The 19,552-nt window shown below is 60.9% G+C and carries 20 protein-coding genes and 3 pseudogenes; 5 read left to right on the top strand and 18 right to left on the bottom strand.

Annotation, left to right across the window (positions count from 1 at the left end; translation table 11 throughout):
• The 13 genes and pseudogenes from NKI58_RS34075 to NKI58_RS34015 all read right to left on the bottom strand — a co-directional run.
• Positions 1-232: pseudogene (locus tag NKI58_RS34075) on the bottom strand (hypothetical protein); the annotation flags it as partial.
• A 436-nt stretch (positions 233-668) separates the two neighbouring features.
• Positions 669-2,639, bottom strand: a complete 1,971-nt coding sequence (gene rlxS, locus NKI58_RS34065; RefSeq protein WP_023679655.1) for a relaxase/mobilization nuclease RlxS — start codon at positions 2,637-2,639, stop codon at positions 669-671.
• 189 nt (positions 2,640-2,828) lie between these two features.
• Positions 2,829-3,515, bottom strand: coding sequence for a lytic transglycosylase domain-containing protein (locus tag NKI58_RS34060; protein ID WP_352854431.1), 687 nt, complete (start codon positions 3,513-3,515; stop codon positions 2,829-2,831).
• Entirely contained in the window at positions 3,503-4,051 is a 549-nt protein-coding gene (gene lepB / locus NKI58_RS34055; RefSeq protein WP_352828587.1) for a signal peptidase I, read from the bottom strand. Before lepB ends, NKI58_RS34060 begins: the two co-directional genes overlap by 13 nt.
• Positions 4,048-4,317, bottom strand: a complete 270-nt coding sequence (locus tag NKI58_RS34050) for a helix-turn-helix transcriptional regulator (RefSeq protein WP_352818463.1) — start codon at positions 4,315-4,317, stop codon at positions 4,048-4,050. Before NKI58_RS34050 ends, lepB begins: the two co-directional genes overlap by 4 nt.
• Positions 4,318-4,467: 150 nt before the next feature.
• Entirely contained in the window at positions 4,468-4,791 is a 324-nt protein-coding gene (locus tag NKI58_RS34045; RefSeq protein WP_352828590.1) for a DUF736 domain-containing protein, read from the bottom strand.
• Between the two features lie 545 nt (positions 4,792-5,336).
• Entirely contained in the window at positions 5,337-7,058 is a 1,722-nt protein-coding gene (locus NKI58_RS34040) for a ParB/RepB/Spo0J family partition protein (RefSeq protein WP_352854429.1), read from the bottom strand.
• A gap of 90 nt (positions 7,059-7,148) precedes the next feature.
• On the bottom strand, positions 7,149-7,556 hold the full coding sequence (locus NKI58_RS34035; protein WP_352854428.1) for a DUF2958 domain-containing protein: 408 nt from the start codon (positions 7,554-7,556) through the stop codon (positions 7,149-7,151).
• 14 nt (positions 7,557-7,570) lie between these two features.
• The gene (locus NKI58_RS34030; protein WP_352549568.1) at positions 7,571-7,774 is read right to left on the bottom strand and encodes a hypothetical protein; all 204 of its coding nucleotides are present in this window, start codon (positions 7,772-7,774) and stop codon (positions 7,571-7,573) included.
• Positions 7,771-8,731: pseudogene (locus NKI58_RS34025) on the bottom strand (ArdC family protein). The gene NKI58_RS34030 and the pseudogene NKI58_RS34025 overlap by 4 nt, the downstream one beginning before the upstream one ends.
• Before the next feature lie 473 nt (positions 8,732-9,204).
• Positions 9,205-9,540, bottom strand: a complete 336-nt coding sequence (locus NKI58_RS35695; RefSeq protein WP_502897632.1) for a sunset domain-containing protein — start codon at positions 9,538-9,540, stop codon at positions 9,205-9,207.
• Positions 9,513-9,740 (bottom strand): hypothetical protein, encoded by a 228-nt coding sequence (locus NKI58_RS34020; protein WP_023679647.1) that lies wholly within the window; start codon positions 9,738-9,740, stop codon positions 9,513-9,515. Before NKI58_RS34020 ends, NKI58_RS35695 begins: the two co-directional genes overlap by 28 nt.
• A 153-nt stretch (positions 9,741-9,893) precedes the next feature.
• Positions 9,894-10,127, bottom strand: a complete 234-nt coding sequence (locus tag NKI58_RS34015) for a helix-turn-helix domain-containing protein (RefSeq protein ID WP_023679646.1) — start codon at positions 10,125-10,127, stop codon at positions 9,894-9,896.
• Between the two features lie 105 nt (positions 10,128-10,232).
• On the opposite strand from NKI58_RS34015, the gene NKI58_RS34010 reads away from it, so the two are divergent.
• Positions 10,233-10,514, top strand: coding sequence for a DNA -binding domain-containing protein (locus NKI58_RS34010; protein WP_023679645.1), 282 nt, complete (start codon positions 10,233-10,235; stop codon positions 10,512-10,514).
• 95 nt (positions 10,515-10,609) lie between these two features.
• Here the strand turns inward: NKI58_RS34010 and NKI58_RS34005 are convergent, their stop codons facing one another.
• A complete protein-coding gene (locus NKI58_RS34005) occupies positions 10,610-12,517 on the bottom strand; it encodes a putative bifunctional diguanylate cyclase/phosphodiesterase (protein WP_023679644.1) in 1,908 nt (635 codons plus the stop codon).
• A 303-nt stretch (positions 12,518-12,820) separates the two neighbouring features.
• On the bottom strand, positions 12,821-14,002 hold the full coding sequence (gene ubiM / locus NKI58_RS34000) for a 5-demethoxyubiquinol-8 5-hydroxylase UbiM (protein ID WP_023679643.1): 1,182 nt from the start codon (positions 14,000-14,002) through the stop codon (positions 12,821-12,823).
• Between the two features lie 585 nt (positions 14,003-14,587).
• Here ubiM and NKI58_RS33995 point away from each other — a divergent pair.
• From NKI58_RS33995 to NKI58_RS33985, 3 genes are all read left to right on the top strand, one after another.
• Positions 14,588-15,607 (top strand): MBL fold metallo-hydrolase, encoded by a 1,020-nt coding sequence (locus NKI58_RS33995; protein ID WP_352854425.1) that lies wholly within the window; start codon positions 14,588-14,590, stop codon positions 15,605-15,607.
• Positions 15,604-16,254: a hypothetical protein gene (locus tag NKI58_RS33990; protein ID WP_156937445.1), complete on the top strand. Its 651-nt coding sequence runs from the start codon at positions 15,604-15,606 to the stop codon at positions 16,252-16,254. Before NKI58_RS33995 ends, NKI58_RS33990 begins: the two co-directional genes overlap by 4 nt.
• Before the next feature lie 414 nt (positions 16,255-16,668).
• The gene (locus tag NKI58_RS33985) at positions 16,669-16,800 is read left to right on the top strand and encodes a hypothetical protein (RefSeq protein ID WP_023679638.1); all 132 of its coding nucleotides are present in this window, start codon (positions 16,669-16,671) and stop codon (positions 16,798-16,800) included.
• 900 nt (positions 16,801-17,700) lie between these two features.
• Here the strand turns inward: NKI58_RS33985 and NKI58_RS33980 are convergent.
• Positions 17,701-18,123 carry a hypothetical protein gene (locus NKI58_RS33980; protein ID WP_352854423.1) on the bottom strand — a complete coding sequence of 141 codons (423 nt, stop codon included), beginning with the start codon at positions 18,121-18,123 and terminating at the stop codon, positions 17,701-17,703.
• A gap of 269 nt (positions 18,124-18,392) precedes the next feature.
• Between NKI58_RS33980 and NKI58_RS33975 the strand changes: the two genes are divergently transcribed.
• Positions 18,393-18,746, top strand: coding sequence for a hypothetical protein (locus NKI58_RS33975; protein ID WP_156937443.1), 354 nt, complete (start codon positions 18,393-18,395; stop codon positions 18,744-18,746).
• 288 nt (positions 18,747-19,034) lie between these two features.
• Here the strand turns inward: NKI58_RS33975 and ccoS are convergent, their stop codons facing one another.
• Both ccoS and NKI58_RS33965 read right to left on the bottom strand, forming a co-directional pair.
• Positions 19,035-19,187, bottom strand: coding sequence for a cbb3-type cytochrome oxidase assembly protein CcoS (ccoS, locus tag NKI58_RS33970; RefSeq protein WP_023679633.1), 153 nt, complete (start codon positions 19,185-19,187; stop codon positions 19,035-19,037).
• A 36-nt stretch (positions 19,188-19,223) separates the two neighbouring features.
• Positions 19,224-19,552, bottom strand: a pseudogene (locus NKI58_RS33965) (nitrogen fixation protein FixI); the annotation flags it as partial.

Here is a 19,552-nt window from a genome sequence, read left to right as displayed (position 1 = left end):
GATAGGGCCGCTCCGCTCCGGATTGCTCAGCCATCAGCCAGCCTGTCTTGCGCTCAATGCCGGAAAGAAGGCCGTCAAGGAAATCTGCGCCCGTTTCCCGCAACTCACGACGAGGAAGCACCCGCCCAACCCGCGCCTTCAGCGCTGTGAGCGGCCAACAAGCATCCGGCCCGTGGGGCCGACTCGTCTCCCGGTCGTGTGAGCAGAAGAACATCGCGAAGTGCGGCTTCATCCTCGACGCCGCGAGCCTGCTCGCCGTACCGCGGCCGCCGAAAGCCCTAGGCGCTGTCACCAGGCGCCAGCCCACCTCTCTAGCTGGCGGACCATCGCATCGAGCGCGCCGATGGCCGCACCTGCAGTGATTGCAATGTCCTCAATGCGCCGCAACTGTTTGGGTCGGCGGCAGCCCTGCGCAACCAGGCCGGCACCGCCGTCGTCGGCGCGGCTTCCGTGGCACCGGGAAGAGTGCCGTGGTGGCGCAGGAGGGTTTTGGCTCAGAATCATGGAACACGATGAATCATCGCGGCGCTTTTTGTAGAGCGAACGATAAGTCTTGCACGACCAGCCATTTATCCCTCGCGAGATCAATGCCGCGGGCAATTAGCAGGCGAACTCCGTCCGGACTGAGTACCTGTTTCAAGGCGGGCAAAAGAAGTTGTGTAGTCATGTCACGAAATGCTTGGTCCGCTTCTCTGCCGGCCGATGGTCCATGAAATCCCCTCCCCACCCATGACACCAGACACCTCCTTGCCAATAGACCGATCAAGCACTGGCCTCCATGGTACCAGCGTGAACTCGCGCGCCTTCTCGACTATGACGTACTTGCCGCTGGCAAGGTCGATCGAGCGGCGCAATCGACCCTCTATTCGATCACCAGGCTGCGCTTCGGAATACGAGAGTCCGAGTTCGTCAGACAGTTGACCGGCAACACGGTTCAGCTCACGTTGACGCAGCATCGAAAGCATGTTGGCGCGATAGACGATCCGGTCCTGCTCTTCCCGAGCAAGACCTTGCGCAATCAGCCACTGCCGTCGGCGGCCTTGCGCCTCTCGGACATCGCGGCCGAAACCAGAGCTGTGCAAGGCCTCCGGTGTGTCGGAAACCAGCTCTCGATCGAGCCAGGTGGCGCCGTCGAACCTGACTTGTCTCTCCAGCGGCATCGATGAGAGCTTGTGAACCGTGACAGGCTCGGCCCTCGCTCGCTTACGCTCGTAGTCAGACACACGGTCGAGATGATCCGGTGCGACGATCCAGGTGCCGTCCGGCTCGCGCTCGACACGACCGGTCGCCCGGCGGATCGCCTCCAGTCGCCGCACGTGCGTTTCGGCAAAGCGTTCGGTGGCCGACGGGTCATGCTTGAGATGGATATCGATGCTGTAGCGCGCGTCATTGGCCGTGGCGATCTCGGCAATTGTGCGGTCGACTTGCCTTGGCCCGGTGTCCCTCGGCGTGACCCGCACTATGCAGCCCTCTGGCGTCGGTTGGGTGGCCTCGCCTTTGCCGATATCAACATAGTGGCTTTTGCCGTCCACGCCGTCGACGACGAGGTAATGGCGGTCAGTGATTTCGTCGGCCAGGCCGCGCGCAACGATGCGGCCAACGACAGGCTGCATCTGCTCTGCAGATCGATCATGGACAACATAGTCGGCGGCACTGCGGGCGAGCCCCTTGCCGGTCAGTTCGCGGTGCATGGTCTTGATGATGTCGCCCCGCTCGCCGATGCGGCGCAGCGTCGCTTCAAGCTCGCCATCAAGGCGCCAGCGGCCCGAGCCGACTTCCTCAGCCAGACCCATCCGCTCGAGCTTGCGCAGGCGGCCCTGGTGCAGCGTCTGGCGAAACGTGTCTCGGCTGGCCGGTGAGACATGCCCCTCATGGTCGCGCATGCGGAGCAGCTGCCGATCGATGCTGGTGAAGCGTTCCCGCTCCATTTCCTGGCGCAGGCGTTGCTCGATCTCGCGGTCCGTTCTCGGGCCAAGGTCGAGGCTGACCAGCTCGGCCGCCTGTTCACGGATTCCAGACGAGATGTAGTCTCGCGCGATGACAAGATTTTCGCCGCGGTCGTCCTTGCCGCGGACGATAATATGGGTATGCGGATGACCAGTGTTGAAATGATCGACAGCGACCCAGTCGAGCTTGGTGCCGAGGTCTCCTTCCATCTGCGCCATGAGGCGCCGCGTGAGCGGCTTGAGGTCGTCATACTCGATGCCGTCTTCAGGTGCGACGATGAAGCGGAACTGATGCCGGTCGCCATCGGCACGATCGATGAACGCCTTGCCATCGACGCGGTCGCTGTCGGCGCTATAGAGCTCGCCAGGCTCGCCTTCCCGGGTGACGCCGTCGCGCTGGAGGTAGCGAAGGTGTGCACGTGCCCCGTCAACACCCTTGCCGGCCAGCTTGACGATACGCGCCTTGACGACGGCGCGCCGCTGCCGAAACGCCGCGTGGCGATCGCGCGCTCTGAGAACGGCGGCAGCAGCCCCGCCGCGCCCCGCCCGGCTTCCGATGAAGCGGCCACGGCGACCGCTGCCGCCGCCGGCTCGGTTGATCGCGGCGCGAATCTGGCCGGCGAAACGCTTGCCTGCCTTCGAGCCGCGCGATCCGATTTTGCCCAGGCTCGGCTTGAACTCTTCATCCTGCATTGAGCCTCCTAGTAATCTTTAACAAAATCACATGTTTGTCGGCAGCAGCTCTCCTGACGCTGAAGGCAGCCTCCGTGAAAAACGATGTGCAGACAAAGACTTCGCCGGCTCCAGGAGGCGATGCCTTTATCTTGCCTTCAGCGGACCTGCCTCCCTGCCTTCCTGCCCCGACCCACGGTACCCCTGCCCTCACCTGCGATCCGGCCGGCCTGACCTTGCTCGCTCCGATCCGAGCGGCACCACAATTTGGCCATTCGGATCGGTCGCGGAAACACCGTTTCGCAGGAAAAACAGCGACTGCCCGGACGGGATTTCCGGCGCTTTTCCGGAACGGGATTTGCCGGTGAACGCGTCCATGTCGGCGGCCGAGATCCCCGCCGCCTTGAGCTCTTCCAGATACGAAACCGTCTCGCTGGGCAGCGGTCGCCCACGCTGCAAATGCTGTTCGTAGCGGTCCGGCCCAGCGTTATAGGCGGCAAACAGGCCGGGAAAGCCGAAGCGGTCATACATGGCGCGCAGATAGGCAGTGCCTGCCAGAATGTTGTCGCGAGGGTCGTGCGGATCGGCTCCCAGGCCAAGCTCTGCGCGCACCTCCTCGTAGGTGCCGGGCATCACCTGCATGAGGCCAATGGCGCCGGCGCTCGATGTGATCGGCCGTCCGTCCACCATTGTCTGCCCCCGGCTTTCGGCATCCATGACGGCATAAATCCAGGCCTGTGGAATGCTGAATCGCCGGCTTGCTTCGGCCACCAAGGGCTGCCATCTTGACAGCTGCGGACCACGGGAGATGGCGGCCGGCTGAGCGTCGGTCGCGGCGGAACAGGCGCATGGCGCTATCGCGACCATGCCCAGCATCAGGAGGGTTACTCGGTCCATAGCGGCACGAGCCTCCCGGCAATATTTTCGGCCGGCACCGGCCCGAAATAGCGGCTGTCGAAGGAGCGGTTTCTATCGTTGCCGAGCAGGAAAAACTCGTCGGCGGCGAGCTTGCGGCAGGCATTCCACCAAGGCAGCGGACGGTGCTGCGTGTCGGTTGCCAGCCGGCGCGCGACAATCTCGCCGCCGATGATGATGGCGTCGCCGAAGGCGCAGACATGCTCGCCAGGCACTGCGGCAAGGCGCTTGACCAGCGGCACATTGCTGGGCAGATAGAAGCGTTCGGCGGCGAGATCGGCGACCGGTTTTGGCGGGCGGACGAGCACCAGATCGCCACGAGCCGGCGATCCGGACGCGACGCGATAGAGGCCGACCGGCGCACTCGCCGAGCCGTTCCAGACCAGCCAAGGCGATGGGTTGTCGAAAGCGGCGAAGCCGATCAGGCCGAGGCCCATGGTGGCCACGGCAATCGTCTTGCGCGCCCGAATGCGCCGCAGATGGCTGCCGATCAGACGGATAGTGGGACGCCGGCTCATGAGCGGCCTCCCTCACCGGCCGAGCCGGAATCGTGCCCGCCATCCTCGGACCGGGTCTCCTGCGCGCGTCCCTTCGACCAGTCGTCGAGTTCGTCGATGTGATAGCGGACATAGCGGCCGTGCTTGCGGAATTGCGGGCCGCCGCCTTTGAGCCGCATCTTCTCCAGCGTGCGCTGGGACAGCCCGATATAGAAGGCGGCCTGCGCGGTGTTGAGAAACGGACTGCCCTTCTTGGCGCGGGCCGCGCGTTCGTTTTCGTCGTCCATGATGGTCCTCGTTTCGCTACGGACAAGCGAAGGCGAGGATCGGCGAGCGAGATCGTTTCGGGGACGGGCGAAGAGTGGGGGGCGAGTTTTCGCCGCCCCCTCCCGAAAGAGCCCCGCGCCGGTTGCGGCGCGGGGCTCGAGGCTGGCGGTTCAGTCGACCGGGTTCCAGATGATGGCGTATGTGTCGTCGTCATCCTGGCCGGCGGCGCGGCCGAGATTGGCGTAGAGCTTGCGCGGGCCGAACTCCGGGGCGGCAACCGACAGGCTCACATAGTCCTTGCCGGAGGTCTCGCCGGTGCGGATCCAGCCGGCCCCTACTTCGACCCCTTGCGTCAGCACCCGAAAGTCGGGATGGGTGTCGGCGCTCTTTGCCTGATTGGGCACGATGTCGATGTCGGCGCGGACACTGAGCGTCTTGAGCTGGCCCTTGTAGCCGCCGTTTTCCTGTTTGGTGACGTATCCGATCGCGGTCATTTTCAGTCTCCTTTTGGTGCTCGCCGGGGACCATTCCCCTGCGATGGCGGACCGTGATGGGCGCGTCCGGACCGCCGGAACCGGGACGGCCGCAGCGATAGCGGAGGACCCGAGCGGACAGCTTTTTTGAAGCGAAGCGGCGCGAGGAAGCCGCCGCAGGCGGCGGGGAAAAAAGCTGCTGGCGAGGGTTTCGGGCGGGCCGGATCCGCCCATAGGTCGTCAAGCCAGCCGCAGGGGAATGGTCCCTGAGACACATGGAGACAGGTGGCGCGATCGGCGGCACAACGAACAGGCGGCAATGCAGGGCGCCGGCTGCGCGGGCTCTGTCGGCAACCGGATCGGACAATTGGCCCCATGCGCGGGGCGCCTCGGCAAGCAACCCGGCGCGGTGCAGGGCTGCCGAAATGGGGGCGAGTTGGCGTCGGGATTTCTCGCGCGCGGCACTGGCTCGACAAGACGACCAATCGCCAGCCGGCGCGGCCCGGAGCGGCGCGCGCGACCTGAGCGGCGGTACTCGAGAGAACCGCCGCTCGGGCCCTGATCGACTATTCGCGCACGAACAGCGGCTGCACTTGTGTCCACTGATCGGCGGTGCGGAAGCCGCCGCGGCTGGTGTAGCTTTCGGCCGGGAATTTCATCCAGCGCGGCAGCCAGGTCTCAATCTTCTGGCGGCCATTCTCGCCCGCCAGGAAGTCACGGATGATCTTCGTTTGCGTCTTGACCTTCTCGGCGACATTGCCGTCCGCGACCAGCTTGCCGCCGATCTCGGCCAGCATCGAATTGTCGATTTCCTTGTCGCGCAAGAGGTCGAAGAAGGCATCGTCCGGTTGCCACCATGTGCCCATATCGACGTTCAGATGGTTGCCGAGCGCCTCGATGACGGCGCTGCCGGCTGCAAGCTTCTCGGCCATGACAAGGGTGAGAACGCGCATGACATCGTCGTCGCACAGCGCCAAGAGGCGCGCGAAGACGCCGGCGATAGCAAAGGCGTCGCCATTGCCGCCGGCGACCACGCCATCCTCATCCGGTGATCCGAGCAGGGCCAACACTTCGCGCCGCTTTTTGCCGAATGCGGCTTCAGCCTTGCAGCCGGCAAGGCTGGCAGTCACCGTCTCGTTGGCTCCTCGCTGCGGTTCACGGCGCACCTGCCACAGGCCGGAACCGGTGATGGCGTGCGCCACCACGAGGCGCAGCGCCACGGCGGGATGGTCTAGCATGGCCGCGCGCACGCCAGCATGGCGATGCAGATCGACATAGTTCTGCATCGGGCCGGTGAGTTCGGGGCGCGGCGGCTTGGCGGCTGTTTCTTCTTGGTCGCCGCCCTCGCGGGCGCGGCGCGCTTCCTTGCGTGACAGCCAGCCCTCGTGACACTCAACCTCGCCGCGATGCGAGACAGTGATGACGACCTTGCCGCCCTTCTTCTTCGGGGTCTTCTCGTGGTCCGATGCGTGGAAATATTGGCCCGGCTCCAGCAGCACCACCTCGCTCCAGCCGTCGTTAAGATAGGTGTCGCGTCTGGCGGCAATCGCTTCGTTCTGCTTTTGCCAGAACAGGTCGGCATCGGCGAAATAGCTGTCCTCGCCGAACAGGTCCGAGGTGATCAGGCCGGGATATTCGTCGATGGCAAACAGCGCCACCTTGGTGGAAATCGACTGGCCGCCGAACAGCCATTGCTTCAATTGAAAGCCACGCGGCGCGTATTGATCGGGATCGGCACAGAGTGCCAGCCAGTCCTTCTGCTGCGCCTTGGACGCCATGGTGAGATGGCGCACCGTCTCGGCGTCGATCTCCTCGCGCCGATAGGCTTCGCGGATTTTGGGCAAGAGGTAGCCAAGCGCCAGAATGCGTTTGACCTTCAGGTCAGTGATGCCGAAGGTCGCAGCGATGTCCGGAACGGTGCGGCCTTGCCTGACGAGCCGCGAAAACGTCTCCCATTGCGATACTTCGTCAGGATCGAGGCGGGCGAGGTTTTCGATCAGCGAGGCTTCCAGCGCATCGGCGTCGTCACCGTCCTCCATGATGGCGCAGGGCAAGGGATCGCCTTCGCCGCGCTCGTCGGCAAGCGATTTGGCGGCGAAATAGCGCCGCCTGCCGGCGACGATCTCGAAGGTTTCCGGCTGGCCATTGGGCCGCACAAGGAGAGGCACCAGCACGCCGCGCGCACGCACGGATGGCAGGATGTCGGATATGTCGGGCGCGCGTTTTCCACGGCGCATGTTGAGCGCGGAAATGTTGAGCTGATCCAAGGGGATGTGGGCAAGCTGCATGGTTACTCTCCTTCGCTTTGGTTAAGGTTGTCCCCGCCGCAGAGGCCGACGGCCGGCGCGGCGGGACGGTTTTTGCGCCTATCGGCGCTGCTATTCCGCCGTGTCGGGCGGAAGCTCGGAATGGGGCTTTGAAAGGGCGTCTGCTGCCTGCCGCAGAAGTCGCTCGGCCTCGGTGATGTGGCCGCAAATGCGGGCGGCTTCGGCATAGACGGAGAGCGTAAAGCGCGCCTGGAAATGCAGGTCGCGCTCTATGCCGAGGCCAAGCGGACCTTTTACGGATGCAAGCTCGGCCAGACTGACGCTGCCGAGTTCGGGGAAGCCGAAGCCGAGATCGCAAAGGCCGAACAGCGTGTCGCCATCGGCGTCGAGTTCGGTCAAAAGCCACGTGGCGGCACCTGTCGGATTAAACAGTTTCACAACGGGAAAATGGTCGACGTCGGCGTCGGCGGCGCCATTGGCGAGCAGTCGTGCGCGCAGTGGATCGGTGATCAGGATCATGGAAAGACTCCTTGTCAGAACAGGTCGAGTTGATTTCTGCTGGCTTCATCGAAGAGGCCGATATCGAGCGGCTTTTGCGCCGCGCGCGGACACATCGGCGCGTCCATCAGGAGGGTGAGCCGATCGCGCGTGGTGATCGGCCGGACACCGGGAATGAGCATCTGCTCGCCTTGCGGCGTCGGCTCGCTCGCGGTCAGTTGAGGATCGCGCATCGTCATGCCGCAATCCCTTCCTGCGCCTCGCCTTCGGCATCGGCCTGAAGGCCAAACAGGAAATCGGCGGCCTTGGAAGCAAGACTGGCGGCACGGAAGATGGCGCGATTGTCCTCGCGCAGCACCTTCAGCCATGAGCCGATGTAATCGGCATGACGCACGGTCGGCTCGATACCGAGATTGCTGCAGACGAGCGGCAGTGATTTCGGCGACCAATTCTTCACGCGCGTAAGCCTTGGAGCCGAACGAGCCGGAGAGGTCGCGAGCAAGCCGCGTCGGGTGGCCGGTCCAGTGGCCAAGCTCGTGAAAGCAGGTCCGGTAATAGTCGATTTGGTGATGGAACGCCGGCTGCGGCGGCACCTGAATGTGGTCGCTGCCCGGCATGTAGAAAGCGCGATCGCCGCCGACCCTGAAATTCGCACCGCTGGCGCGAATGAGCGTCTCGGCCTGCGGCACGATCTCGCACTGAGGCAGCGGCTCGGCGGCGGCATAGAGGTCTTCCGGAAGATTATCGCACTGCGCGACATTGAAGACGGTGAAGCGCTTCAAAAAAGGCACGGCCTGTGGTTCATCGCCCTCGTGGCGTGCGCGCTCCTTCTCGTCCTTGGGGACAAAGCGGTCGGCATGCACGATGGTCGTGCCGCGCTCGCCCTTCCTGACGTTGCCGCCAAGGACGAGCGCCTGCCGGAAGGTGAGCCAGTTCTGGCTGGGATAGCTGCGCTCGATGACCGCGCCCCACAGGATGAGGATATTGATGCCGGAATAGGTGCGCCCAGAGGATGCATTCCTCGGCAGGCCAAGGCCTGCCTTTGCGCTGCCCCATGGCTTGACCCATGGCACGGTGCCGCGCTCCAGCTCGGCAATGATGCGGTCCGTGATCTCCTGATAAAGGCTGGCGCTGGGGCGCCCGCCCTTGCCTGCGCCAGCCTCTCCGCTGGCGGAACGCTTGCTGTTTGCATGCATCGTCTCATCCTCCGCTCGCCAATCGCCGCGCCTTTCCCCGGAAGCGGGGTGGGCGGCGAGTCGCGACCGGAAAGGCCCGCCGTGGGAGGCGGACCGCATCCGAAGGACCGGAACGAAGAGGAGGACCCTGAGCGGCACGCGAAGGGTTGCGGGCTGCCGCGGCGGGCCTAGAAGGGAGTGCCGCCCACCCCGCGCCACCGGGAAAGGCCAACAGACAAACCGCGCCGCCCGCAAGGGCGGCGGCCGTCACAGCCCGAAGGGCTGCCCACGCCAAGGGGCGAAGCCGAATGGCCGAGACCGCCTGAGCTTGCCGAAGAAAAGCGGGCTCGGTTCACGAGCACCTGGTGCGCGTCGTCAGGCGCGCGGGCGCCCGCCAGGACGGCAGGCTGGACAGATTTTTCGAACGGATCGCGATAAATACTTCAAATGAATGCTGCACCGAAAACATGTGCGATGCAGCATTTCGTAAGCATTTACAACGGACGGCTCAGACTCGAGACTTCCGCCATGCCGCCTTGCGTGGCTTCCTCCGAACAAAACCAGCGCTCGCCTTTCAACAGGTTGAGGCGCGTGTCCCAGTAATATTCCTGTCCGGGAACATGATAGATTCGCTCGCCCGTGTTGTAGCTGATATTGGCTTTGATGTTGCAGCCGACAGCGGCAGGGTCGATTCGAAGGCAAGAAAGCCAGCCAGGAGTTGTCTTGATAGCGACGGTTGCCCACGCCCCTTCCCTCCGAAGAGAGAATGCGACGTTTGCAGCCTGGAGTCTACAAGTCGGGTCTAATTCACCGGTCCTGTTCCGAACCATTGAATGAACGGCGCATCCTTGCCCGTGATATCCTTCACCGTCTTTAACAGCGCTTCATGGGTGCGTTGGAGAGCCAGGTAATGGTTGCTGGTAGGGGATAGAAGCGGCTGGACGATGCTCTTGTGCAGCCGTTCCGCCTCCGCCAGAAAGCGCTCGATTTCAGCCTGTGAAAGCTGCTTGGAAAGTTTGGTCCTAGCCATTGCGATCTCCATTGAGGAATCGCCCCACCTAGGATTATCATCCTATATCAGCATGGCCGGGTAAAGACCCACCCGCAGCGGAATGGCAGCTTGCCGAAGAAAAGCGCGCTCGGTTCACGGCACCGGCGCGAGCAGTTGGTGCGCGGGCGCCCGCTAGGACCGCAGGCTGGACAGAATCTCGCACGGATCAGCGTCAAGCGCCGCAGTTAAGTCGAGAAACTCGATGACGTCGAGACGCCGCTCTCCACCCTCGTACTTGGCCACGAAGGATTGGGGACGATCAAGTTTCTCGGCCACCTGCGCCTGAGTCAGGCCTTTGGCCTTGCGCAGGGAAACCAACTGGGCCAGAAACCGCTGGTGGCGGGGCGATCGAAGAGACTTGGGCATGTAGGCGAACCGGTCGGGTAAAGACCGGATCAGCGACTAATCCCGGTTTCGGATTATCCCATTTTGGGATATGCTGCGGGCGCTCAACAGGCGAGGTTCGCAGGCATGAATCGACCAATGGGAACAGATGAGAGTCGAAGCTCAACGTTGAGGGATGAAGTCCCCTGGTCGGAGAGCCTGACGGCCTACGACAGGGAGCATTTCACGATCTACCTGCGGATCCTGGATGCCTGCGCCGACAATGCCAGCGAAGAGGAGATGGCCGATCTCATTCTCGGCATCGACCCGGCCCTTGAACCGGTCCGCGCCCGCAAGGCTCTTCGCAGCCATATCGACCGTGCGAACTGGATGGTGACGACTGGCTACAAGGAACTGTTCGCCGGCTGAGGCACAGCACGGATTGTCATGCTCTTCAAACAAGGAAGTTCAGATACCCGCCATTCATGAGCGCACGGCCGCGAGAGACGGCGCGGCGGGAGCGGTCACAACTGGTTCGCGTGCTGTTTGACTGCCATTTCTAGTGCTTGGCTCAGAGGCACCGCCTTGGAGAAGAGGAAGCCCTGAGCGGTCCTGCAGCCAAGCTTGTGCAGGGTTTGCCGATCCGCCTCTGTTTCGACGCCCTCGGCCATGACCTCGATCCCGAGCATGTTACCGAGATCGATGACCGATTTGACAAGCAGTCGGTCCTCTCGGGACTTGGCCAAGCCGCGAATGAAACCCTGGTCTATTTTCACCTTGCGTATCCGACTGTCCTTGAGCGATGCCAACGTGGAAAAGCCGGTGCCGAAGTCATCGAGCGCGATGGAAATGCCGGCATGTGAAAGCCGTCCGAGCTTTTCATCCACTCTGTCCGGGTCAACCGGGGATTCTTCGGTAATCTCGATCTCGAACATCGTTGCAGGGAGACCTCTTGCCGCCAGACCATCCAGAACCATGTCGTCGATATCGCCGGCTTCCAGTTCGCGCGGCGAAATATTCATCGCCACACGGAGATCACGACAGTCAGCTTTCACCAAGCCGTCGATAAAAGCACAACAGTCGGCGAATACGGTTTGCGTCAGCAGCTGAAGCATTCCGGTTTCGCGTGCAGCTGTGATGATTTCGGGTGGAGAGATGGCGCCATGAGTCGGATGGGACCACCTCAGCAAGGCTTCAAAACCGACCACGGCCTCGGTGTCGAGTTTCACGATCGGCTGGAACCAAGGTTGCAAGCTTCTCGTCTTTATCGCCGAATGAAGGTCCCGTTCGACGGACTGGCGGCGTTGCAGTTCCCTGTCGAGTTCGGCATCGAACAGGCAAAATTCGTTCCTGCCACGACGCTTGGCCGTATAAAGGGCGATATCCGCCCGCAACAACATTTCCGTCAGGCCCGGCGTCTGCGCCAAGTATATTCCTATCGATGCCCCGACACGGACGGACGCGACCTCGATATAGGGTCGGGCAATTTTGGCTATGATATTGGAGGCGAGATCACTGGCAGAAAGCGAAACCCTCGTTGAGGGAAAAAACAGCACGAATTCATCGCCGCCGATACGAGCGAGCGTTGAGCCTTCCGGTGCTTCCTCCTCTATGCGGCGGGCGATCCTGACAAGCAGTTCATCACCGGTCCTGTGACCGTAGGTATCGTTGACGGATTTGAACCCGTCCAGATCAACCAGCATTGCCACGAAGGGGCCATCCGCGGTCTCGAAACGTCCGATTGCGTCTTCGAGGCCACGCCTGTTGAGAAGGGCCGTCAGGTGGTCCTGCCTGGAACTGGCCTTCATCTCCGCCGCAAGCCGCTCGGCCTCATGCCTCAGGCGGCTCGCTTCGCGGAACCGTGCTTGCCCAACACACGAAGCTCGAACCAAGCCGCCCATGAAAAGCAGAACGGTAAAAGCCAGAATGTAGTCTTCAAAATTGCCTTTCGCCAAAAGGCATCCCACCGTGATGAGGAGCGGAGGTGTGATGAAGTTGGTCGCCGCCGCGGCATACGAACTGCCGTATGTAACCGCACCAGCGGAAATGCCCGCCAGAATGACCAGATGCAGCGGTGCTTGAGGTGTCGTGTATCCAACAGTCAGGACGGCCAGGAAGGACCAGGCAAACCCTGCCAGAAGGGCAAGGATGCCAAACCAGCGAAGCCGCGGCAAAACCCCCACTAAACCGTCATGGCGCCCCGTTTCCTTTAGCTGATAACGCGCGAGTGCAAGGCGGGCGGCATTTATCGCATTGACGACCAGGAACCAGATTGCAGCGGCAAAGCCGCTGCCAGAAAGGGCGTGCACCGCCCAAATCAGGCCTGACAGGATACCGCTTATCGGCATCGACACGAAGAGGCCGGTCCTCAGGTCAGCAAGCTGATCCTGACGGATTTTGGCCTCCAGCGTGTCTACTTTCTTCGGGGCCATGGACGGACCAGCTTGCTCCCATCGTTGTTCGCGAGGACAAGCTTACGCAGGCCCACTGAAGGACGGGTTAACTATCCAGCGGGGGGTAACCAGTGCGCTCACCATGTCTTCGGGGCGCACGTCTGCTCTTGGCCTTGCCGTCTGACCATCGAGCTCTTGCCCGCACGCGTGCCTTGATCCGAATCATCCCAGGATCGGCAACGTCACCATGGAAGCAGCCCTGCCAACGGCATCAACGCGCCCGGCGAGACAAAAGGAAGCCGGGCCGAGATAGCGTTCCAGAGCGGCAGCGCTGCCTGCGATTCACCGCCTGAGCATGGCCGAAATGCCATGGCGGATAAAGGGAAGATATTGGGCAAAGCGAAGCCCCGCATGTCTTGCAAGCCGTGCCGCCGGGTGCTCGCCTGAGTAGAGACCGACAAGTACATTCGTAGCATGATAGAGCGGTGCCGCCGACAGACGCAGCCGGCTTTCGTATCTGCCGAGCATGTCGGGATCAGCAATGTCGCGGCGCTCGCGATATGCCGCCAGGATTCCATCGGCGAGTTGCTTCTGGCCACTGAGGCCGATGTTGAAGCCATGCGCGGTCACCGGGTGCATGCCGAGGGCAGCATCGCCGATCAGTGCCGCACTCGGAGCCCAGAACTTGTGCGCCCAGGTCGTGACCAGCGGATAGGCATGGCGGGTGCTTGCCAAGGTCATCTCTCCGAGGCGTCCTCGACACCGGCTCGTCAATTCCATGAGGAACAAATCGTCGTCGAGAGCAAGCAGTCTGTCGGCCTCGCTTGAGCGCAAAGTGAGAAGCAGCGACGACACGCCTTCCATGAGCGGCAACATCGCTATCGTCTGATGGTGATCGAACCATTCGACCGCGATCTGGTGATGGGCGCGCTCGTGCCTCACCCGGCAAATCAGCATGGAGTTGCCAAGCCGATTGATCGCGGCGCCAATGCCGAGGAGGTCGCGCGTCGCGGACAAACGCGAATCCGCTGCAACGAGCAGCCGAGCGGCCAATTGCCTGCCATCACAGAGCCTTATGACTGCTTCTTTGTGGCTGGTTGTTGCATTGACGACCGAGCGGCCGCACAGCAGCTGCGCATGACCCTGGAAGCGGACAATCTTGAACAGGGCGGCGCGGATCCGACAATTTGGGACCAGAATTCCGAGTGGTTCCGCAGATCCGCTGGGAGAATCGAAGCACAGGGCGAAAGGGCTCGATCCGTTGAGCACGCGCGCGCCTTGTAGCGGTGATTTGTCCGAAGCGGGGATGGCATCCCAGGCGCCGAGCTCGCGAAGGATTCCAACCGATGCGTGGGTCAGCGCGATCTCGCGACCGTCGAAAGCCGGATTCGCCAGGCTTTCGAGCGACTGCCGTTCAACCACTGCCACCTTGAGTCGGCTCTGGGCAAGCGATGCGGCGAAGGAAAGTCCGACCGGCCCGGCTCCGACGACAATAACGTCGAATCTATCGACAGAGCCGGCCATCAGCGTGCCGCCATAGCGTCGGCTATCTGCGACGAAGAGCACTGGAGCGCATCGCAATCGATCCACGGTTTGCGGCTCATGTCCCCAAGCGTCTCCACGCGACCTAACCGTCCGTTAGACATCCGTTCTCCGTTGAAAAATGGTCAATGAAACCATGCCGACGAAGAGATAACCCTGATCTGGATCAACCAGGCTCGATAAACGCGGCAACCGCTGGTTCACGGTCGACTGGTCGATCGCCACGCCATGGTCTGGTCAGGTCATCATGGAATGGCGGGCTTCCCCTTCGGTGCGGCCCTTTCACGGCGGTAACAGGGGTTCGATTCCCCTTTGGCGCACCAGCAAAATCAATCACTTAGCTGCATTTTCCGCAAACTCGTCTAAGATTCATCTAAAATTTGTTATGTGGAAAACGGTGGATTTGGGTGGAGATTGATGGAATCAGATAGCCGAACGTTGAAATTGGCTCCTATATGAGTGCTTGGGGGGCCAGATGCATTGTGAGGTTGAGTTTCTGCCGGTTGGCTCCGGCTCCAAAGCCGGTGACGCCATTGTAGTGCGTTATGGCGACGCTGCCGATATCATTTGATCTTGGTCGACGGTGGCCATGCCGAAACCGGAGACAACATCGTCGCGCACCTCAAGAAGCAGTTTGGGCCATTTCCTGTGCTTGAGCATGTAGTGCTGACGCACTCCGATGCGGACCACGCGTCGGGGCTGCGCACCGTCTTGAGCGAAATTCCTGTGCGAAATCTCTGGATGCATATTCCATGGCTGCTCGCCGAGGAATCCCGTCACCTGTTTTCAGATAAGCGATGGACTCCGGAAGGCCTGAAGGCGGCTGTCAAAGCCGAATACGGGACGATCAGTGAAATCTACGATCTAGCTGTCGAAGCTGGCTGCAATATTTTCTTTCCGTTTCAAGGTGCCGACATTGGTCCATTCCGGGTGTGCTCACCAAAGAGGGCTACTTACAACTACCTGCTCCCACAATTCGAAAAAACACCCGACCCGGATCAGGGCGCTATCGAAGCGGCCCATATTTGGATTGGGAAGGAATCATTGACCCACAAGATTTTTGAAGCTGCGAAAGCAGCATTGCAGGGCTGGACCGAGGAAACGTGGGATAACGAGCGATTGAAGGATGGAGGCATCACCAGCGCAAGCAACGAGTCTAGCGTCGTGCTTTATGGCGCCTTCGAAAACAACGCCCGCGTTTTGCTAACCGGTGACACGGGTGTGAGCGGTCTTTGGTGGACAGCTAGTTACGCAGAAAGCGTGGGCCTGCCCCTTCAGCAGTTCACCTTTGTGCAAATCCCGCATCACGGAAGTCGCCGCAATGTGGGGCCGACTGTTCTGACCAAACTATTGGGGGAGAAGCAGCCGGAAGGCGCAGCGTATCGCTTCTCGGCGTACGTTTCAGCACCCAAGGATGACGCCAAACATCCACGTCGCATGGTTCTCAACGCATTTAAGCGCCGTGGCGGCCTCATCATTGCGACACAGGGAGGCAGCAAAGTTCATTGGGGAGGCTTCCCGGCACGTCCTGGATATAGCGTGGCGGAAGGCCTGCCCTTCTACACACAGGTCGAGGAATATACGTGAGCACAGGTGGACCGCCGCGCTCGTTGAAAGATCAGACCCGCTGGCAGCTTTGGCTTACGATTGCCGCGAATTTTGCTTTGTTTTATGGGGTGGCACAGTCTGACGCTCTTGCGGTTTCCGGCATCAAGGGCCTGCTGGTGGGGGCCGCAAACCTTCTTCCGGTCGGGCTAGCTCTCATTGTTACATCAGTCGCAAACGGCCTTCTGAACGCCGCTGCGAAAGCCCGCTTGGTGTTTCTTCGATGGCACTTTGCATTGCCTGGACATCGAGCCTTTAGCAGCCACGGGCCGACAGATCCTCGCATCGATATGTCTCGACTGAAAGACTCTTTGGGAGATACTTTCCCCCGAACACCGGGTGACGAAAATCGCCTGTGGTATCGGTTTTACAAAGACGTCGAGTCAGAGACCGCAATCCTCCATGCTCACAGGGAATTTCTGTTTACTCGCGACTACGCCGCTTTTTCGTTCCTGTTTCTTTTCGGCTTTGGGACCGCAGCGGTTTTCATGGTGCAGTCCCTGAGGGTGTCGTTTATCTATTGCGCCGTTCTGCTGCTACAGTTCTTGGTTGTTCGCCACTCGGCGGCAACCTATGGTGTCCGGTTGGTAACAACGGTGCTGGCGCGCCACGCAGCGAAGACGGTTTGAATTTCCGGGTAGTATAGGCTCCTCTTACCCTCACGCCGTCCTCCAAACCTCGACGCTGGTAAAGAGTTCGGACTCGCCGGAGGCGGCGGCTAGTCCAAACCCGGCCGTGTTGTTGGTTCCCGAACACCAATGCTCGACGCGGTGCGCCTTGCCGGCGAGAGCGGTTCCCCATCCGAACGAGTCGGTTTGTTGGTGAGGGCTGGTGTCAGCCACCGCGCTAGAGCCGGAGGCGACCACAACACCGTCAGTGACATTGAAGAGCCTGGCGATGTGTTGTGTGGCTCCCCATGCCGGCGCCCGCCACCGGACCCTGCAATTTACCGATGGCGTGAATTCGTCGCCGGCCAAGGTGATGACACCAGCGGGATCATATGACTTGGTGTTCAAGGTTCGTGGTCGAAATGCACATTTCTTATGTCTGCACTTGCCGTCGTGGCGCTCGCCCTTTCGGCATGCTCGGCGGCGGCTTTCGAGTTCGAACGCGTCACCGTCACCAACGCCAGCTACGACAACCCGCTCGCCGAGCGCATAGAAGAAACGGCCTGATGCCGGAGGCGATGTCGTCAAGGTGCATTGCGGTCCGACGATGGAACCGACAAAGTCTTCGCCGACTTCTCCTACCGTGTCACGTTCCAGCCGGACGGCGGCATAGACGTCACCCAGTGGTAATTCGGCCTTGACCGATGTTCCTATTCCGTTCTAGCGCAGGAATAAATTCATACGGTGAAGAATGCCGAGGCGATGGGCTGAGGAGGCCGAACTAGCCCGCGCTTATCATGGTGCGCGCCAACGCGGGGAAGCGGGTCACGCTCTCCCCGGATACCGCACTATTCGTCGGATTGAAGCTGTTGACTGCCTCGGCGAAGCCAACGGCCGCCGAGGTCGCACTTATGATCTGCGATAGCAAGTGTGAGCGCCCGTGTTACCCCTGCCAAGGCAAGGCCAACGGGATAGTCCGCGCCTACGGCACTGCGCCGGCTAACGCCGGTCTACACAGGTTTACGCTACTGAAAAGTCGGCGAGACACCCGGAATTGCGTGACCTGTTACTTTGGTAGTGCTTTTCTATTTACTAATTTAGTTGCGGCTTGTATTATGGCTTGTTTCCGAGATGAAAAGGGGTCTGCAATGAAAGCTTACGGCAAGATCCTACTTGTCGCCGCAACGGGTTTGTTACCTACGGCGGCGTATGCTGATACGTGCGATACGGGGAAAGACTCTTGCAGCATAACATGCCCCAAGCGCTGCTATGCGTCTTGGGATGCCACCGCAAAAACCTGCAGCAAGGGCTGTAGGGACACGCTGGTTGAGAAGAAGAGTCACACTCTTTATATGTCAATCAACGGATTGACGAAGCAAGAGCTAATGTCGCTCTTGAAAGGAAAAAAGCTCGCAGATTGAGATTGTTACGTTTCGGCGGTCAAGGTCTTGCCGGTTTCGAAAGCGATCATGTCTGCATTTTCTTGTTTGAGAATTCTAGATCAATATCAAGAGGTTGGCGAGGCCACGGGGCGACGCAGTCCAACTGGCTTTTCGGGATCTCGCCGGACAGGATGCAGCCGTATCGGTCATAGGCGCCGATACCTGGGGCGAAGAACCATGCGGAACGCCCGGCGGCATCGGTGTGGGCGCCGTCCTCCTCGTCTCGAAAAGGGCGGAGCGGCCCGACACAGAGGCCGCCTCGGGTGCGATAGGTTCCGCCGGTCCTGACGTCGATTGGTTCGCCAAGATCTTGGTCTTGACCGACTTTAGCGAGCCTGGCTGCGGCCAAGATCAACTTGCTGAATTCGGGCAATTCTATATTTCGGGTGACGGCCATATCGAAGCGTCCTCTTTGGTTGTGGTTAGAGCCGGCGAGTGTTTCTATCACTCGCCGGCTCACTCACATTTCGACAAATCCATTCGCAAATCAAGTACAAAACGAGCTTGCCACGTTTTATCAGGTGATGGCGGGAGATATCTTCCCATGTTGTTTGCGATATGCAAACGATACTGATTTTTAGTTTGCGATATACAAACGGAGGTCTAGAATCCCCGAATGCTAAGGAGTCAGTGCAGGCGCGTGCTCGCGACACTCTCTATGCGCGGCTCGTCGCCCGATAGATGAATTGTGCCGGACAGCCAGAGCCTACCGGAGGCGTGCGGGTCCGCCGTGCGTATGATCTTATCTCGGGCAACGGGGGAAACCGCATCCGTCGCAGCCAAGCCGTTCTTGACGACGACGCCGACGTGAGAGGCATTCAAGGATTGAAGCCGCCGTGCGTGCTTGCTGACGCCCGCATTCAGGGCAGCTTTGAAGTCGTTGTTAACGCGGAGCACGGTTGCTCGGGCGAAATTGGCAGGCAAACGGCCGCGCCAATCCTGCAGGTCGGCTTCCGTCAAGCAATGCAATTCTTTGTGAGCAATAGCGGCGTCGGACAGAATGTGCTTTCGCATACGATTGCCGGCATCAAGGCGAGCGCCGCGAGCGCGCTCAACCTTCTCGCGTTCTAGTATGTAAGCCTCGGTGACACTGCGGACGGTTACAGGGTCGCCAGCGGCCTTTGAGACGGCTTCGATACGTTTTGCCTCGACCAGTCTTCTGCCCGCTAACTTATTGAATTATATGGAAACGTATGGAAAAATAGCAATGCGCGAAGCGGCACAAACGCAGCACTTTCCTGGCCGAAAGTTCGGCAACGTATTCTGGCTGATGCGTTCGCACCCGTCGCGCGCCGAAATCGGCATGAGGCGAAGCAACCGGGGAAAATATTCGAGCGAGTCGTTGCAGGGCAGGCTGGCTCAGCTGCGTGGCTCGTCGCGGTCGATCAGGATCCGCTCGGCGGCGCCATCGAGATCTTCATATTGGCCGCTCCTCAAGGCCCACAGAAACCCGGCCAGCCCAAGCGCTCCGAGGAACAGGGCCACAGGTATGAGGTAGGCGAGCGTCGTCATGAGGATTGTGCCAGTGCGCCAATGTCGGAGTGCCTGTCATTGTCGGGCATCTTGCACCGATGCATTTGACACGAAACCTTGCAAGCGTAGCGCATTGCCGATGACCAGGAGGGACGAGGCGGACATCGCGACCGCCGCAATGAGTGGCGTAACGTGCCCCAGGATGGCGACCGGCACGGCGATGCCATTGTAAACGATCGCGAGGGCGATGTTCTGCCGGATCAGCCGTCCGGCCTTCCGCGAAATGTCTAAAGCAAGTGGGACCGCCAGAAGACTTTTACGCAGGAATACGAAATCCGCCGCATTGCGGCCAATGTCGGCGGCCGTGGCCGGCGCGAACGAAACATGCGCCGCGCTCAGCGCAG

It is taken from the genome of Mesorhizobium sp. M0522 (assembly GCF_040321085.1).
In the GTDB taxonomy this organism is placed as follows: domain Bacteria; phylum Pseudomonadota; class Alphaproteobacteria; order Rhizobiales; family Rhizobiaceae; genus Mesorhizobium.
The sequence above is the reverse complement of the archived record's forward strand: the minus strand, read 5'-3'. Positions and strand labels throughout refer to the sequence as shown.

Bases quoted from the DNA above. Each gene is read 5' to 3' on its own strand.
- NKI58_RS34045 (WP_352828590.1), bottom strand. From the start codon at position 4,791: ATGACCGCGATCGGATACGTCACCAAACAGGAAAACGGCGGCTACAAG.
- NKI58_RS34020 (WP_023679647.1), bottom strand. From the start codon at position 9,740: ATGGCTAGGACCAAACTTTCCAAGCAGCTTTCACAGGCTGAAATCGAG.
- lepB (WP_352828587.1), bottom strand. From the start codon at position 4,051: ATGAGCCGGCGTCCCACTATCCGTCTGATCGGCAGCCATCTGCGGCGC.
- NKI58_RS34035 (WP_352854428.1), bottom strand. From the start codon at position 7,556: ATGATCCTGATCACCGATCCACTGCGCGCACGACTGCTCGCCAATGGC.
- NKI58_RS34040 (WP_352854429.1), bottom strand. From the start codon at position 7,058: ATGCAGCTTGCCCACATCCCCTTGGATCAGCTCAACATTTCCGCGCTC.
- ubiM (WP_023679643.1), bottom strand. From the start codon at position 14,002: ATGGCCGGCTCTGTCGATAGATTCGACGTTATTGTCGTCGGAGCCGGG.
- NKI58_RS34005 (WP_023679644.1), bottom strand. From the start codon at position 12,517: ATGGCCCCGAAGAAAGTAGACACGCTGGAGGCCAAAATCCGTCAGGAT.
- NKI58_RS34050 (WP_352818463.1), bottom strand. From the start codon at position 4,317: ATGGACGACGAAAACGAACGCGCGGCCCGCGCCAAGAAGGGCAGTCCG.
- NKI58_RS33985 (WP_023679638.1), top strand. From the start codon at position 16,669: ATGTCTGCACTTGCCGTCGTGGCGCTCGCCCTTTCGGCATGCTCGGCG.
- ccoS (WP_023679633.1), bottom strand. From the start codon at position 19,187: ATGACGACGCTCGCCTACCTCATACCTGTGGCCCTGTTCCTCGGAGCG.
- NKI58_RS34010 (WP_023679645.1), top strand. From the start codon at position 10,233: ATGAATCGACCAATGGGAACAGATGAGAGTCGAAGCTCAACGTTGAGG.
- rlxS (WP_023679655.1), bottom strand. From the start codon at position 2,639: ATGCAGGATGAAGAGTTCAAGCCGAGCCTGGGCAAAATCGGATCGCGC.
- NKI58_RS34060 (WP_352854431.1), bottom strand. From the start codon at position 3,515: ATGGACCGAGTAACCCTCCTGATGCTGGGCATGGTCGCGATAGCGCCA.
- NKI58_RS34030 (WP_352549568.1), bottom strand. From the start codon at position 7,774: ATGACGATGCGCGATCCTCAACTGACCGCGAGCGAGCCGACGCCGCAA.
- NKI58_RS35695 (WP_502897632.1), bottom strand. From the start codon at position 9,540: ATGGTTCGGAACAGGACCGGTGAATTAGACCCGACTTGTAGACTCCAG.
- NKI58_RS34015 (WP_023679646.1), bottom strand. From the start codon at position 10,127: ATGCCCAAGTCTCTTCGATCGCCCCGCCACCAGCGGTTTCTGGCCCAG.